Source organism: Lacticaseibacillus styriensis (genome assembly GCF_030770295.1).
GTDB classification, from domain to species: domain Bacteria; phylum Bacillota; class Bacilli; order Lactobacillales; family Lactobacillaceae; genus Lacticaseibacillus; species Lacticaseibacillus casei.
Genome location: NZ_CP132483.1, coordinates 1,346,110 through 1,362,255 on the forward strand (window position 1 = coordinate 1,346,110; position 16,146 = coordinate 1,362,255).

Genomic DNA, 16,146 nt, shown 5'->3' on the forward strand with positions numbered 1-16,146 from the left:
TTTCTTGAGGAAAAAATTACGCCATGTGGATTACTTCATTTTGGTACCCTATCTGGTTCTGTGTGCCATCGGGATCGTGATGGTCTATTCCGCTAGCGCTTATTGGGTGCAGCGGCAATATGGTGCCGCAGAAACTAAATACTTATTGCAACAAATTGTTTTTGTGGTGCTCGGGATCGGAACCGTGTTCTTCTTTGACAATATGGCCCTTAAGATTTTGCGTAATCGTTGGGTGCTATTTGTCTTGATGTCGGGTTTGTTTGTCATGTTGGTGTACCTAATCATACACGGACGGGCGGTTAACGGGGCCGCTGCATGGATCTCCATCGGCAGTTTTCGCCTGCAACCGTCTGAATTTGCCAAAATGATTTTGATTTTTTATCTGGCGCATATGTTGACGTCGCGCGAAGATAGCTTTCGGCAGGAAAATTTTCGCCTGCGTCAGATGTGGCAGCCGCTATTTATTGCCGGCATGATGATGTTGCTGGTTTTCGTCGAACCGGATACTGGCGGTTTCGCCATTCTCTTTTTGATCACGCTGGTGGTGGTGATGTCTAGCGGGATTCCAATGCGCTATGGCTTACTTTGGCTGGTTGCGCTGATTGCGACAGGGGTCTTGGGATATTACATTGTCTCGCATTATCACTTCCCGGGTCTGGAACATAATTATGCTTATCAGCGGTTGGTTGCCGCGATTCATCCCTTTGAAAAGGCAAACGCGGCCGGTAATCAGGTGGTTAATTCGCTTTATGCTATTAATCATGGCGGCTTGTTTGGCGTCGGGTTGGGGATGAGCAGTCAAAAACTGGGGTATCTACCTGAGCCTTATACTGATTTCATTTTGGCTGTCATTGCCGAAGAACTGGGCTTAGTCGGCACAGTGGTCGTACTGGGCTTACTGTTTTTCCTGGTGATGCGGTTTTATCTGATTGGCATTCGTTCCAAAAATACGTATCACACTCTGATTGCTTACGGCATTGCGACGATGATGTTTGTCCAAACGGTTTTCAATGTCGGTGCCGTCGCCGGTGTGTTACCTGTTACCGGGGTCACGCTGCCGTTTATTAGTTATGGCGGGTCAAGTATGATTGTTTTGTCGATGGCAGTCGGGATTATGCTCAATATCAGTTATCATAGCGAACGTACGCAACGAAAGGTAGAGAAAACGCATGCATAAAGTTTTAGTCGCGAATCGTGGCGAAATCGCCATTCGGATTTTCCGTGCCTGTGAGGAGTTGGGCCTCAAGACCGTTGGCATTTTTGCCAAAGAAGATGCCTTGTCGATTCACCGGTTCAAAGCTCAAGAAAGTTACCAAGTAGGCGCAGGTAAGGCACCCATTGCCGCTTATCTGGATATGGATGATATCATTCGCATTGCCAAGCAAAGCGGGGCGGATGCGATCCATCCAGGCTATGGGTTGCTTTCTGAAAACGCAACGTTTGCCCGTAAAGTTCGGGCTGCAGGATTGACGTTTGTCGGTCCGCGCTCAGAGTTGCTTGATGTGTTCGGCGATAAAGTGGCAGCGAAAGAAGCGGCACACAAAGCCGGGTTGGCAACGATCCCGGGAACACCGGAGCCAACGCGTGATTTCAGCGAGATTCAGGATTTTACCGCAACACACGGTTTCCCGGTGATGCTTAAAGCAGCCAGCGGTGGTGGCGGTAAGGGGATGCGCATCGTTCACTCCGAGGCTGAGCTGGAAGCAGTGTATCAAAATGCGGTTAATGAAGCCAAGGCTAGTTTTGGCGATGATCGCATGTACGTCGAAAAGTACATCGCTTCGGCTAAGCACGTTGAAGTTCAGGTGTTAGGCGATGAGCACGGACATCTTTTGCATCTTTTTGAACGTGACTGCTCCGTCCAGCGCCGCCAGCAAAAAGTCGTTGAAATTGCGCCGGCAGTTGCTTTGCCGGTCGCTTTGCGTGCGAAGATCTGCCAAAGTGCCGTGGACTTGATGGCAAGTCTGCATTATGAAAACGCTGGGACTGTAGAATTTCTGGTTGACGGCGATCAGTATTACTTTATTGAAGTTAATCCCCGCGTTCAGGTGGAACATACAATTACGGAACTCATCACAGGTGTCGATATTGTTCAGTCGCAATTGCGGATTGCTGCCGGAGCGGATTTGTTTGCCGATCTGCACCTGCCGCAACAAGATGAGCTGCGTGAAAATGGCGCTGCGATTCAGTGCCGGATTACGACCGAAGATCCGGAAAACAACTTCATGCCAGATACCGGAACCATCAATACTTATCGTTCTCCGGGTGGTTTTGGTATTCGGCTGGATGTCGGCAATGCTTATGCGGGCGCCGTCGTCAGCCCTTATTTTGACTCTTTGTTGGTAAAAGCCAGCGTCCATGCGCCGAATTTTCCGGCGGCAGTCGCCAAAATGCAGCGCGCCTTACACGAATTTCAAATTACCGGTGTTAAAACCAACGTTGCCTTCTTAGAGCATTTGCTGTCAACTAAAACCTTCCGAACAGGCGAAGCAGAAACAGCATTCATTGACGCCCATCCTGAGTTGTTACAGGTGCAAGCCAAGCCGGATCTGGCTTCCCGGCTGTTATGGTATATTGGCGATGTGACGATTAACGGCTTTAAAGGCGTTGAGCGCCAAACGCAAAAGTATTATCCTGAACTGCAATACGATAGCCATTTTCCAACAACCAAGCCGCAGACTGATTTAGTGGCACTGCTTAAAGACAAGGGTGCAAATGGCGTTACTGATTGGGTAAAAGACCACAAATCGCTGTTGCTGACGGATACGACTTTTCGTGATGCCCACCAAAGTTTATTTGCTACCCGCATGCGGACTCGCGATATGCTGACGGTTGCCAAGGATATGGGTAACGGCTTGCCTAATCTGTTTTCGATGGAGGTATGGGGCGGTGCGACGTTTGATGTGGCGTACCGGTTCTTGAATGAAGATCCGTGGGTCCGATTGAAAAAACTGCGCGCAGCATTACCGCATACGTTGTTACAGATGTTGTTTCGTGGCAGTAATGCCGTTGGTTATCAGAACTATCCTGACAATGTGATTAAAGCTTTCATTCAACAGGCTGCCGATGACGGTGTCGATGTTTTTCGAATATTTGACAGTCTGAACTGGCTGCCGCAAATGACGCTGAGTATTGATACGGTCAAACAAACCGGTAAGCTTGCGGAAGCAACGATGTGTTACACTGGCGATATTTTAAGCGATGCCCATCCAAAATATCAATTGGCTTATTATGTGGCGCTGGCCAAGCAACTTGTTGATGCCGGTGCGGATATGATTGCCATTAAAGATATGGCGGGACTGCTTAAACCACAAGCGGCCTCAGTCTTGATTGGTGCGTTAAAAGACGCTGTTTCGGTACCGATTCATTTGCATACCCACGATACGACCGGCAATGGCATTGCTACTTACTTGGCAGCCACGAACGCTGGAGTCGACATTGTTGATGTCGCGCAAAGTAGCTTTTCGGGGACAACCAGTCAGCCAAGTCTGGAAAGTCTCTATTATGCTTTGAGTGGCGATCAGCGTCAGCCTGAGGTGGCGATTGAAAAAGCCCAGTCGTTGGATCGTTACTTTCAGGCAATCCGGCCTTACTATGCCGACTTTGGCAACGGCGTGACCGGGCCGCTAACCGATATTTACACTGTTCAGATGCCAGGTGGCCAGTACAGCAATTTGCAACAGCAGGCCCGCAGTATGGGCATTACAGACTTCGAAGCCGTTAAAGCCATGTATGCGCAAGTCAACACTTTGTTCGGCGATATCATTAAGGTAACCCCGTCGTCAAAAGTGGTCGGTGACATGGCGCTGTTTATGCTGCAGAATCACTTGACACCGGAAATGGTCAAGGACCATGGGGAACAATATGATTTTCCGGCATCCGTGGTTGCCTTTTTCAAAGGCGATTTAGGTCAACCGGTTGGCGGTTTTCCTAAAGATTTACAGAAAAAAATCCTCAAAGGGCAAAAACCGCTGACTGTCAGACCGGGCCAACTGGCTAAGCCGGTCGATTTCGACGCTGTTCGGCAGGACTTGATCGCGGCGGGCGTGGCTGAACCAAGCACTGAAGAAGTTTTAAGCGCCATTTTATATCCGGATGTTTTCAAGGCCTTTGTTCGCAAGCAGAAGCAGATCGGACCGGTCACCAAACTTGACTCGCCTTCTTATTTCCAGGGCATGCGGATTGGCGAAACCGTTTCGGTGCCAATCAAGGCTGGTAAAACGCTGATTATTCAGTTAAATGCGATCGGGACGGCGGATGCCAGTGGCATGAAGACGCTTTATTTCACGGTTGACGGGCAGAAACAGGAGATCCAGATTCGCGATGCCCACCAAAAGAGTGCCGGATTGCAGCATCAGTTGGCAGAACCGACTGACAAGAACCAAATCGGCGCACCAATGGCCGGCAAAATTGTTTCAGTCGCAATCAAACAAGGGCAGCAGGTTGCAAAAGGCGATGCTCTGTTTGTCATCGAAGCCATGAAAATGGAAACAACCGTCCACGCGCCGTTTGCCGGCACCGTCACCCACTTGTATGTTGAGGCAGGCGCGTTAATTAAAAGTCAGGAACTGTTGGCCAAGCTTCAGCCCGGTGCCGCCAAGCAGTGAGTTTAGAAGGTGAAAGCATGTTTTCAATGAAACAGCGGCAGGGCCTAGTTGTTTGGGTGTATTCACTTAAGCAACTTAAGACGCTGCGGCGTTACGGCACCATTATGTATGTTTCGCGGCGCATGAAATATGTTTATTTGTATATGGATCGCGACGAAATTACGGCAGCGAGCAATAAATTAAGTAAGTTGCGGTTTGTCAAACGTGTCGAACCGTCGCATCGTCCGGAATTAAAAACCGAGTTCGGCAGCGATATCGGTAAATTCAAACCGACAGAAGAAGATCTGGAAACCAAAGCAAAACAGCGGCGGCGCGACCGGATGACAATTGACAAGCCAAAAGGGGATCATCATGCGAGTCATTAGCGGGGCCTTTCGCGGCTTGCGGCTGAACGCGGTGCCGGGTAACCAGACGCGACCGACAGCCGATAAAGTTAAAGAATCCATGTTTAATATGCTCGGACCATATTTTGATGGCGGTCATGCCCTTGATTTATATGCAGGCACCGGGGCACTGGGAATCGAAGCGGTGTCGCGCGGGATGCACGATGCCGTGTTAGTAGATCGTCAATACGCGGCGATCAAAACGATCAACGCCAATGTGGCACTCACCAAACATTCCGAAGATTTTACAGTCTTAAAAATGTCGGTTACCAAAGCAATCGAACATTTTACTGCCGCGGGTCAGTCGTTTGATCTCATTTTGATGGATCCGCCTTATGCGCAACAACATGCGATTGCCCAGTTAGCTGCGTTTGTCAGCGGTGATCTCTTGGTACCCGGAGGTCGGGTCTTGGTTGAAACCGGACTGGATGTCGTTTATCCTGAGGTCATTCCCGGATACACCAAACTTCGGCGCCAGACTTATGGCGTGGCACAGGTTTTGATTTTAGAGCGAAACGAGGAAGATCATGACTAAAAAAATCGCAGTATTTCCTGGCAGCTTTGATCCGTTTACGAATGGTCATTTGGATACCGTTTTGCGGGCTAGTCGCTTGTTTGATGAAGTGGTCGTAGCGGCGATGACGAATACCAGCAAGAAGGCACTTTTCTCAAGTGATGAAAAATTGGCATTGATCGCGGCCAGTACTGCCGACTTGCCAAATGTCAAAGCAGTAGCGGCACCTAGGCGTTTGACGGTTGAATTTGCCAAATCAATTGGTGCCCAGTTTATTATTCGGGGGATTCGCAACGTTGCGGACTTCGGCTATGAGGCTGATATTGCCACGGTTAATCATGACTTGGACAGTCAGATTGAAACGGTCTTTTTGCTCGCGGATAAGCAGTACGATGCATTGTCCAGTACGATTATCAAGGAAGTCGCGGCGTTTGGTGGCGACATTCATCGGTTTGTGCCGGCGCCAGTCGAAAAAGCCTTATACAAGAAACTAGGTGAGCCTCATCAAGCCAACTAATCGGTTAAAACAGAAAAAACGCTGGCGGTGGCTCATTGGTATTTTGGTTGGCGTTATCGTGCTAGCTGCGCTTCTTTTCTTCCCGACCAACTATTATCTGGAAGTACCGGGCTCGGCGGAGTCGTTGAAGCCTTATGTTAAGGTCACCGGCAGTAAAGACAATGCCAAGGGAAGTTACATGTTAACGACGGTGGGCGTGGTCGGTCCCGCTTCACCAGCGTTATTACTGTTTAGCAAAACGCAGGCCCACACCGATATTGTCTCCAAGCAAGATTTAATGGGCAATGACAGTAGCGCCGAATACGATCAGTTGCAGGCCTATTATATGAAAAGTGCCGCCAATAATGCGGTCGCAGCAGCGTTCAAAGCTGCCAAGAAACCGTATCAGATCCACCATCGCGGCATTTATGTGATGTCGATTTTGCCGCAGTCACCCTTCAAGGGAAAATTGGCTCTTGGTGACACCATTACCAAATTAAATGGTAAATCATATAAAACCGCCGACGCTTATGTGAATGCGATTAAATCGCAAAAAGTGGGCGCGGCCATTACGCTGACGTATCAACATCAAGGTAAGACCAAACAGGCCACGGCGAAGTTGATTCGCTTGCCACAGACAAAGCGCGCCGGCATTGGCATCACGCTGACCGAAAACACAGCAGTCACGAGTGATCCTAAGGTTAAGATTGATGCGGGGAATATCGGCGGCCCGAGTGCCGGCACCATGTTTGCCTTGCAGATCTATACGCAGATCACCCATCGGAATTTGCGCCGCGGACACGTGATTGCGGGAACCGGCACCATCGATTCAGCTGGTCACGTTGGCCAAATCGGCGGCATCGATAAGAAAGTGGTCGCCGCGGATGCCAAGGGGGCCAAAGTTTTCTTTGCTCCGAATCAGCCTGCCACCAAAAAGTTGAAGCACTATGATCCAAATTATGTCAACAACTATACGGAAGCGGTGCAGACGGCTAAGCAAATTAAGACCAAGATGAAAATCGTACCGGTCAAGACTTTAAGCGATGTGATTCGGTATATGGAAAATTATTCGAAAACCGCCAAGTAACGTCATGATTTTAAAACTAGAACTGTCAGTTTGGCGGTTCTTTTTTAATGGCTTGCGTAATGTGTTGTCGAGGTGAGAAAAATGACGACACTGACGTATTGGCTCAAAACATATTGGTACGCGCCTTTGATTATTGTCATCGGCGGGTTCTTTTTTTGGCAACAGGCTCAAGGCAGTTCGGCTAACCAACCGCTGTCCGAGAGTGGGCGTGCTAGCGGCAGTTCGCAGGTGATGATGTCCCGTTCTTCCGGCAGTGCAAGCAGTCGCAGTCGGCCATCGCAAGGATTTGTGCATCTCAAAGGGGCAGTCTTGCGGCCTGGTATTTATCCGGTCCGGGAAAACACGCGGTGGGATGAGGTCGTCAAAGCTGCTGGTGGGCTGACGGCCAATGCCGATATGCAACAGGTTAATTTAGCCAAAATTGCCAGTGATCAGGAAAGCCTGCATGTACCGGAAAAAGGGGAGACGGTTGCTGCACCGGCCGCTACGGCAACTTCCGGGGTTGCTTCAAGCGGCGAAGCGAAGACTCAAGCCGCTGGTGGCGGCGGTGCTGTTGATCTCAATAAAGCAGATGCGACCCAGCTGCAAACGATTAGCGGGATCGGACCGAAAAAAGCCGCTGATATTATTAATTATCGGGATAGTCATGGCGGTTTCAAAGAGATTGCCGAGCTCAAGGAAGTGCCGGGAATCGGCGATAAAACGTTTGAAACTTTGGCTCCGCAGTTTACGCTGGGGCCATGAGCGGCCGGCTTATTTTGGTGACAGTTGCTTTACTTGCCGGTAACATGGGCGGAATCGGGTTTTGGTGGGTGACGGGGTTATTGGTCATTTGGCTGATTATTAAAACGGATCGAACGATTTCTATTTGTGTTGGTTTGTTTTTCGTGATTGGGTTGGGACGCGGCGTTATGGATGTCCTTCAGTGGCGCCATCCGCCCCAGCCACATGGCAGTATCGCTATTCCGGCTTCGGCTATTAAACTTAAAGAGGGGTATGTTAGTTTTATCGGTCGGGCGGCTAACGGCGTCAGTGTTAGCGGTCGTGGTACGGTCTCCCAGGCGGTCGCCAGCAAATTGGCAACGAATGATCAGCCCGTGCGGCTAGAGGGTGCTTACGAAGTGACACGCCTAGCTCCGGCGCGCAATCAATATGAATTTGATTATGCAACTTACGCGTGGCAGAGTCGGCAACTTGCTTATGAATTAGTTAAACCAACCTTAGATTTTTCGTTCCAGCCGAAACGGCAGCTACAGGATGTCATCGACGGTTGGCGCGTTAAGATCTTTGCTTATTTTGCCCAATTGCCGCCTAAGGTACGCCAATATGCAAAGGGACTGTTATTGGGCCAAATGGATGATGACTTTATGACCCAGCGGCAGGCATTTGTCGACTTAGGCGTTTTCCACCTTTTTTCCATATCCGGATTACATCTGTTTGCATTAGTCGCGGCGCTATACTGGTTCGCTGCCCGGCTTCGGATACCTCAAGGCGTTGTTGATTTGGCGCTGATGGGCTTGTTGCCGCTTTTATTGCTCTTGTTGCCATTGGGGGCAGGCTTGTGGCGTGCTGTCTGGATGCGACTAGCCGGGATCGTTAATCGCTATCTTCAGTTAGGCTTTACCGGTCTAGATTTATTTGGCATGGTGCTGATGGTGAATTTAATCTGGCAGCCGCGAATTTTAATGACGATGGGTGGGCAGCTGACTTATTTAATGACCGGTTTACTCATTAGTTTGCCGACCATGCGTAAATGGCAACTGAATTGGCGGTTGGTTCTGGCCGGCATGCCGGTTATTGCCTGGCATACGTTTAGCTTTAATGTGCTGACAGTGATTTTTAATTGGTTATTGATGCCAATTTTTGAATTGGCGATTATGCCCGGTTTGGTTGTGGCTTTGGCATTGCCACATTCGGGAGTGACACGCCTTTTCAATGATGCCCTCCAGCTGTTGGAAACCGTGTTGATCGGACTGAGCCGACTGCCGGGACAAATGATCATCGGTGCTTTTCCTAGTTGGTTAGCTGTTGCCGGTGTGCTTGTGATGGCCATTGTTATTACTCGGCTGAAGTGGCCACTCGCCATTAGCTGGTTTTTGGTTGTGCTGGCGTGGTGCTGGTATCAACCGAATTATCGGGTCGTGATGTTTGATGTGGGGCAAGGGGACGCTATTTTAATCGAAGCGCCTTTTCGCCGTGGCGTGATGTTGATTGATACTGGCGGACGAATCTTTGGTCAAACCAGTCATCCACCTGTCAGCCGGGCCATTGTTCCTTACCTGCATGCGCGCGGATATGCGCGTTTAAATACATTGGTCGTGACCCATCCGCATATGGATCATCTGGGGGATGCCCCGTTACTGGCGCAACTCATGCCGATCAGTCGCCTAATTACGACGCCAACCGCGCAGAGCCATCCCATGATTCGTAAGGTTCGACAGCGGGTGGGAACGATGCAGGTTGTTACGGCTGATCAGCAGCTTCAGGTGGGCCCGTTACAATTTCAGGTGCTCTGGCCGACGGTAGATGCGCGCCCCAATCCGCAAGATAAGAACGCCGATTCGATTGTGCTCTATGGTAAAATAGGCAAAAGTAACTGGTTGTTTACCGGTGATGCTGATCAGACGATTGAAAGGTCACAAGTTTTACCGCGCCAACTTAAGGCCGATTTTTTAAAAGCAGGGCATCACGGTTCAAAAACTTCCAGTGATCCCGCGGTTGTTGCAAGTTTAGATTTAAAGGCAGCGTTAATTTCTGCAGGAGTTGCCAATCGCTATGGTCACCCGCATCGGGAGACACTTGAAACGTTTGCCAAGGCCGGTGTGCCAGCGGTAGGCACGTATGAGCAGGGGATGATATGGGTTGAATCAAGCCCTTATCGCCAAGAAGACGAATTATTCAGTTGGTTAAAAATAAAGGAGTTTAGGTCACATGCAGGTCCGTGATTTTATCAAACATCTAAAAAATGGCGATCGCCCGCCACTGACGCTCATTCTTGGCGAAGAACAGGCGCTGCGTGAACAGGCCCAACAAGCGATTGCCAGCATGATTCCCGAAGATCAAAAGGCAATGAACTTTGGTCGTTACGATATGCATCAGACCCCTGTGGGCGTGGCTTTAGACGATGCTACGTCAATGCCGTTTTTCGGCGATTATCGCGAAGTAGTGATTGACGCACCTTACTTTTTAACCGGCGAGAAAAGTACGGATAAAATTGATCATGATCTTGCCGGATTACAGGCCTATTTTGAAAATCCTGTGCCGTCAACCATGATGGTGTTGGTGGCACCTTACAAGAAGTTGGATGAACGTAAGCGACTGACAAAAGCACTGAAAAAGTCCGCGTTGATTGTTGACGCGGCGCCACTTGATGAACGGGCTGCCCGCATGGCATTGGCGCAAATTTTCAAGCAACATAAAGTTAGCATTGAGGCTCCAGCACTGGACACACTTGTGCAGCGCACGAATGGCCAGTATTCCATCATGATGGGAGAAGTGCGCAAACTTTTGACCTACGCCAGCGATGGTAGCCCGCTAACTGTTGCGGCGGTCTCGGCACTCGTACCCAAGCAACTCAATGACCGAGTCTTTGATTTGGTAACGGATGTGTTACGCAAACATGCAGCGGATGCTTTGGCATTGTACCGGGATCTGCTTGCCCAGCGAGAAGAGCCGATTCGGTTGAATTCCTTGATGCTTGGTCAATTTCGTTTATTACTGCAAGTTAAGCTGTTGGCTCAAAAAGGGTATGGCCAAGGGAATATTGCCACAACGCTTAAAGCGCATCCTTATCGCGTTAAGTTGGCACTGCGACAAGTTGATCGATTGCCTTACCAACAGCTAGCGCAGGCTTATAGTGGTTTGGTTGATACCGAAACGGCTATGAAAACCGGGACCATTGATAAGGAATTGGCGTTTGAACTTTTTATGCTTAAATATACGGGACAGTCATCGGCTGGTCATCGTGGTAATCAGCGTCAATCAGTACGTTAACCGGGCGATGAGTGGTCGCTAAATACCGCGGCTTGTTTGTTAGGGTAATGGTCGTCATCAGTTGGTCAAATACTTGGACATCAAAAAACAGCTACCACGTGTCGCAAAACACGCGGTAGCTGTTTTAAATTGGCTTAACGCCTTGATTACTTGTTGAGTAGGGCTGAAAGACGGCTCTTATCGCGGCCGGCCTTGTTCTTTTTGATGAGGCCCTTGCTGTTTGCCATGTCGATGGCACGAGTTGCTGCCTTGTAAAGATCCTGACTGTTGTCAGCATTTTGTTCGGTTGCACTCTTGAACTTCTTAACAGCAGTACGCATTGCGTTCAACTGAGCGATGTTGCGTTCGCGAGCGGCTTCTTGTGTCTTAACACGCTTGATTGCAGATTTGATTTGTGGCATGAGATGTTCACCTCCAACAGTGGATTATGATAAAACTGCATAAGTTTCAACAGACGCTATTATACAGAAGCCAAGCGGCCAATGCAATAAAAACTTGTAAAGGAAAATTGCTTGATAGCTAAAATGACTTGCAATCGCCGGTCAACTCCGGTAAAGTTAGACAGTACTTTGAACCTGATACTTAGTTTGGCGATCCACCGACGCTTTACTCAGTTTCAGGCAATATTCAGAAAGGTGGTACACAACATTGGCAATTGACCAAACTCAAAAGAACGAAATCATTAAGCAATATGCACGACATGATGGTGATACCGGTTCACCAGAGGTTCAGATCGCGGTTTTGACAGCAGAAATTCTGGCATTAAACGATCACTTGTCCGTCCACAAGAAAGATCATCACAGCTACGTCGGTCTGATGAAGAAAATCGGCCATCGTCGTAACTTGCTGGCTTATCTGCGTAACAAAGATATCATCCGCTACCGTGACTTAATCAAGTCATTAGGCCTGCGTCGTTAAGCTATTCACCAAAGGTCGCCTGTTGAGGCGGCCTTTTTTGGTGTGAGCGTGAACCAGCCCGGTTAGAAACCGGAGCATAAGCGGCCTCGAACCTTAATGGCTGGGCTTTGCCATTAAGGTTCGAGGTCCTTATGTGCAGGTTTCTGGGCTGGTGAACGCGTTATGGTAGTAGCAAGGGAAAGTGCGGTTTTGGCCATTTAGCCTTGAGGTCCTTACACGCAGGCTCCTGCGTCAGTGAACGCGTTATAGAAATCAGAAGAAGGGTATCGTACCAGGCCTTGAATAGAACGCTTTTGCCCTAATTGCAGTTTTTGGCCATTGCGACCAAGGTCTTTACACTCCGGATCCTGCACCCATAAGCGCGTGATGTCATCTTGGCTATTCTTAGGTCAAAATGCTATAACCAACGTAACAGCAAGACAAACCAGCTAAGGAGATGGGCGATTATGTACGAAGAATACCGGCAACGCTATCAAAATCAACTATTACGGGTCACTGTTTTGGGCGCTACCCCAAACAGCGCTTGGGTGCTTGCGGCAATAAACGGTCACTGGGCATTTGTTGCCGTGACCCGCGATGAGCAGGCTCAAGTTATTTCGTCTCAAATTGATCCGGCAATTGTGCAGTTGATCCGGTCGATCGCTAACCGGTTGCTCGGATTTGATCCGGACACGTCCATGCTGCCGGAGTCGCTTAAAGCAATGGTAACGGCACTTTCACCTGATGAAGCCAGCCGGCCACGCAAGACTTTCCCGTTGACTTTAATTCGCCAACCTGCTGGCACGTCTCTGGACTTCTGGTCCTTGGGCGAAGCAGCGTTTTTAACGGTGCCTGATCAAAAATTACAACCAGCTGACTTGCGCACTTGGTTAGTTAATCTGCTGCCGCATGCTCATGGTGTCGGGTTTGGCCCAGTGACTGATCGCGCGGCGCTAGCGGTAATGGCGCTTGATCATGGGCGACAATTTGCTGCTGGCAGTTCGCCCGAAGTTGCCGTGGTTTTAGCGGATGGCCGCGAAGTCGCCGCGTACCATTTGGATGCCGCACAAACTAGCGATGCCGGTTATCAGGCTGCACTTGAAGCGGCCAAGCAAAATCAGGCAAATGTCCGCAGGTTCTTTGCCGACGAAGTGTGAATGGATGGCAGTACAAGCAACTAAAAACGACCATTGAAAAAAGAACGCTAGTAGTCACGTTACCTGCCTGTTCGAATAAATCCGTCTTATGCAGCTCGCTGACTTGCTACCAGCTCATCAAACGTTGCTAGGCCGGCAGTTCGGGGAGGCTTTTTGCATTCAAACATCATAGGATCAGGTGCCGGCAATGTCGGTTCTATAGGTTTTCACCGCTTCGTGTGTTACACTGGTAGCAGAATTTATTCGGCGGAAGCATGTTGCAACGCACGGTTGTCAACGATGCTTCCATAATTTAACCACGAGGTGAAACCATGACGAAGATCAATCTGGTCGCTCTTGGTGGGGTACGTGAAAACGGAAAAAACATGTACGCCGTCGAAGTTGACGACCAAATTTTTGTATGCGATTTTGGATTGAAATATCCTGATAATGAGTTACTGGGAATTGATGTTGTCATTCCCGATTTTAGCTACCTAACCGAAAATGCTGACCGTATTGCCGGTATTTTCCTGAGTCACGGGCATGCAGATGCTGTTGGGGCGCTGCCGTATTTTCTGGTAGATCATCCGGTTCCGGTTTTTGGATCGGAATTGACGATTGCCATGGCCAAAGTCTTTATGCAGCATGACAGTCAGGCCAAGAAATTTAAGGATTTTCATGTCATTGACGAAAAGTCCGTGATCGATTTTGGCGATGTGTCTGTGTCGTTCTTTAAGACTACGCATAGTATTCCGGGTTCATTGGGGATTGATATTGAAACCAGCGAAGGCCAGATTGTCTACACTGGGGACTTTAAGTTTGATCCTAGTGCGACGCCGATGTATCAAACGGACTGGTCACGGCTGGCACAAATTGGCAACAAGAAGGTTCTCGCGTTGCTGTCAGACTCAGCCAATGCGGAATCGCCTTATCCGAATGCCAATGAGCATGAAATCTACGACCATATCAAAGAAACATTTGAATATCAGGATGGCCGGATTATTGTGGCAGGGGTTGCCAGCAACATTCAGCGGATTCAGCAAGTCATTAATGCTGCCGCATCACTCGGCCGCCGGGTTGTCTTGACCGGGCGCGATGTCGAAAAGGTGGTTAAGACGGCCATTCGCTTAGGCTATATCAAGCTGCCTAATGACGATATTTTGGCTAAAACCAAGGAATTGAAGGCATTGGCGCCAGAAAAAACCGTTATTCTCGAAACCGGTCGGATGGGCGAACCAATGAAGTCGCTGCAACGAATGGCAACATCACGCCATCGCCTCATCCACATTCATGACGGCGATCTCGTCTTCATCACGACAACCATTGCTCATGCGATGGAAACCATGGCAGCGCGGACAAAAGATATGATTTATCGCGCTGGTGGTGACGTTAAGGTTTTGGGCGATGATATTCATTCCTCCGGCCATGCTTATAAGAACGATCTTCAATTGATGATCGACCTGCTGAAGCCGGAATATCTGATACCGGTGCAAGGCGAGTATCGGCTGTTGGCGGCGCATGCTGAAATCGCGCATGAAGCCGGGATCCCGCTAGCAAATATCTTTATTGTCGGCATGGGCGATATTTTACGCTATGAAAAAGGCCAGATGAATGCTTCTGGTCATGTCAATGCCGGCAACACCATGATCGATGGCATTGGCGTTGGCGACATTGGTAACATCGTCCTGCGCGATCGTAAAATGCTTGCTGAAGATGGCATCTTTATTGCCGTCGTCACGATTGACCGCAAGAAAAAGCGGGTTGTTTCCACGCCTAAAGTAACCAGTCGTGGCTTCGTTTATCTGAAAACCAGCCGTGATTTGCTTGCGGAAAGTGGCACTTTGGTCACAGAAACGGTTCAAAAGAATCTCGATAATAAGGAGTTTGATTGGACCCATCTAAAACAGGATGTTCGCGATAAGCTCAGCCGCTTCTTGTTTGAGCAAACCAAGCGCCGTCCCGTGATTTTACCGGTGATCATGGAAGTTAACCAGAATAGTGCCAAGCGCCAATAGCTAAGTAAAAAATTCGGGACAGTATCCGGATTTTTTTGTTTAGCTTAGAGACAAGTGATTATCGGCAAGATAGGAGGATTGTATGGCAAAGATGGTATCATTACCGGACAACGAAAATCGCCACTTTGTTATTGGTGAGAAAGCTCTACAAAAGGGCAACTTTGCCTCGGCAGCCGCACATCTTGAAAAGGCCTATGAGGCTGAGCAGAATTTTGCCATTGCCAGGCCATTATCGGCCAGTCTGAACGGGCTTAAGCAATATCATGAAAGTCTCAATGTGATCCTGCCGCATTACAAGACATTTTTAGAAACCGATGCAGACACCCAACTGGCATTGGATGCTTGGCTGGGTACATTGAATTTCGTCATGGCGCGGACGATGTTACGTGAGCTGAAGCCGGAGCGGCGGCAACATTTTCTAAAACAAATCGAAACCGCTGAAGCTGCAGTTTTAAAACAGCGTGGCGAACAAATTGCAGACTTGGTGCGCAAGCTAAGCCATTTAGGCGGCTTTTCACGGCAAGAACAGCAAGATCTATTCAGTCAGGTCGGACTTCTGCCAAAAGAACAATTGATTGAAGCCGCGGTACCCGATTTGATGGACTTGTCAGTGCCGGTTGCCATGCGCGTCTCGTTGCTGGATTTGCTGACAAATGTCGGGTATGATCAGCCGGTGCAGTATCAAGCTTACGATCGGCAGGAGACACTGATTCCTAGTGAACTGCCGGGAATGGCGGAGGAAACAGCTGGACCGCAAATTCTGGCGCGGCTTCAGGATGCACTGGGCGATGACGATCAGGAGTTAGGCAAGGCGCTTGTCCAGATGGCGCGAGTGCAAATCGCATTCTTGTATCCGGACATCGAACGATTGATTCCGGATCAAGCGGCGTTTGTGCAGGCGTATCTTGATCATCATCAGGGGAAAGCAACTGGTTTTGACAAACTTTTCGCTTGGCAGGCGGCCGAAACAGCGAAATTGTCTGAATAGGCGAAATGATACGTTTTCACTGTAAATGAA

General features: G+C 49.2%; 13 protein-coding genes and 2 pseudogenes. 14 read left to right on the forward strand and 1 reads right to left on the reverse strand.

The window, feature by feature from the left end; genetic code table 11:
- The first annotated feature begins 4 nt into the window (after positions 1-4).
- From LACSTY_RS06525 to holA, 10 genes and pseudogenes are all read left to right on the forward strand, one after another.
- Positions 5-1,177, forward strand: coding sequence for an FtsW/RodA/SpoVE family cell cycle protein (locus LACSTY_RS06525; RefSeq protein ID WP_087912079.1), 1,173 nt, complete (start codon positions 5-7; stop codon positions 1,175-1,177).
- Positions 1,170-4,607 (forward strand): pyruvate carboxylase, encoded by a 3,438-nt coding sequence (locus tag LACSTY_RS06530; protein WP_087912080.1) that lies wholly within the window; start codon positions 1,170-1,172, stop codon positions 4,605-4,607. The genes LACSTY_RS06525 and LACSTY_RS06530 overlap by 8 nt, the downstream gene beginning before the upstream one ends.
- A gap of 17 nt (positions 4,608-4,624) precedes the next feature.
- Positions 4,625-4,972: a YlbG family protein gene (locus tag LACSTY_RS06535; RefSeq protein WP_025012967.1), complete on the forward strand. Its 348-nt coding sequence runs from the start codon at positions 4,625-4,627 to the stop codon at positions 4,970-4,972.
- On the forward strand, positions 4,959-5,525 hold the full coding sequence (gene rsmD, locus LACSTY_RS06540) for a 16S rRNA (guanine(966)-N(2))-methyltransferase RsmD (RefSeq protein ID WP_087912081.1): 567 nt from the start codon (positions 4,959-4,961) through the stop codon (positions 5,523-5,525). The genes LACSTY_RS06535 and rsmD overlap by 14 nt, the downstream gene beginning before the upstream one ends.
- Positions 5,518-6,021 carry a pantetheine-phosphate adenylyltransferase gene (gene coaD, locus LACSTY_RS06545; protein WP_039638970.1) on the forward strand — a complete coding sequence of 168 codons (504 nt, stop codon included), beginning with the start codon at positions 5,518-5,520 and terminating at the stop codon, positions 6,019-6,021. Before rsmD ends, coaD begins: the two co-directional genes overlap by 8 nt.
- Positions 5,999-7,087, forward strand: coding sequence for a SepM family pheromone-processing serine protease (locus tag LACSTY_RS06550; RefSeq protein ID WP_162494860.1), 1,089 nt, complete (start codon positions 5,999-6,001; stop codon positions 7,085-7,087). Before coaD ends, LACSTY_RS06550 begins: the two co-directional genes overlap by 23 nt.
- An 81-nt stretch (positions 7,088-7,168) precedes the next feature.
- Positions 7,169-7,562: pseudogene (locus LACSTY_RS14745) on the forward strand (SLBB domain-containing protein); the annotation flags it as partial.
- 77 nt (positions 7,563-7,639) lie between these two features.
- A pseudogene (locus LACSTY_RS14750) lies at positions 7,640-7,831 on the forward strand (ComEA family DNA-binding protein); the annotation flags it as partial.
- Positions 7,828-10,032, forward strand: coding sequence for a ComEC/Rec2 family competence protein (locus LACSTY_RS06560; protein WP_087912083.1), 2,205 nt, complete (start codon positions 7,828-7,830; stop codon positions 10,030-10,032). The pseudogene LACSTY_RS14750 and the gene LACSTY_RS06560, both read left to right, overlap by 4 nt.
- Entirely contained in the window at positions 10,019-11,080 is a 1,062-nt protein-coding gene (gene holA / locus LACSTY_RS06565) for a DNA polymerase III subunit delta (protein ID WP_087912084.1), read from the forward strand. The genes LACSTY_RS06560 and holA overlap by 14 nt, the downstream gene beginning before the upstream one ends.
- Positions 11,081-11,226: 146 nt before the next feature.
- Here the strand turns inward: holA and rpsT are convergent, their stop codons facing one another.
- Positions 11,227-11,481, reverse strand: a complete 255-nt coding sequence (gene rpsT / locus LACSTY_RS06570; protein ID WP_010488569.1) for a 30S ribosomal protein S20 — start codon at positions 11,479-11,481, stop codon at positions 11,227-11,229.
- A gap of 247 nt (positions 11,482-11,728) precedes the next feature.
- Between rpsT and rpsO the strand changes: the two genes are divergently transcribed.
- The 4 genes from rpsO to LACSTY_RS06590 all read left to right on the forward strand — a co-directional run bounded on the left by rpsO (position 11,729) and on the right by LACSTY_RS06590 (position 16,116).
- A complete protein-coding gene (rpsO, locus tag LACSTY_RS06575) occupies positions 11,729-11,998 on the forward strand; it encodes a 30S ribosomal protein S15 (RefSeq protein ID WP_005685642.1) in 270 nt (89 codons plus the stop codon).
- Positions 11,999-12,444: 446 nt separating this feature from the next.
- A complete protein-coding gene (locus LACSTY_RS06580; RefSeq protein WP_087912085.1) occupies positions 12,445-13,134 on the forward strand; it encodes a hypothetical protein in 690 nt (229 codons plus the stop codon).
- Positions 13,135-13,445: 311 nt separating this feature from the next.
- Complete coding sequence (locus LACSTY_RS06585) at positions 13,446-15,128, forward strand: ribonuclease J (protein WP_047106075.1); 1,683 nt, start codon at positions 13,446-13,448, stop codon at positions 15,126-15,128.
- A gap of 82 nt (positions 15,129-15,210) precedes the next feature.
- Positions 15,211-16,116 (forward strand): hypothetical protein, encoded by a 906-nt coding sequence (locus LACSTY_RS06590; RefSeq protein ID WP_087912086.1) that lies wholly within the window; start codon positions 15,211-15,213, stop codon positions 16,114-16,116.
- Positions 16,117-16,146 lie beyond the last annotated feature (30 nt).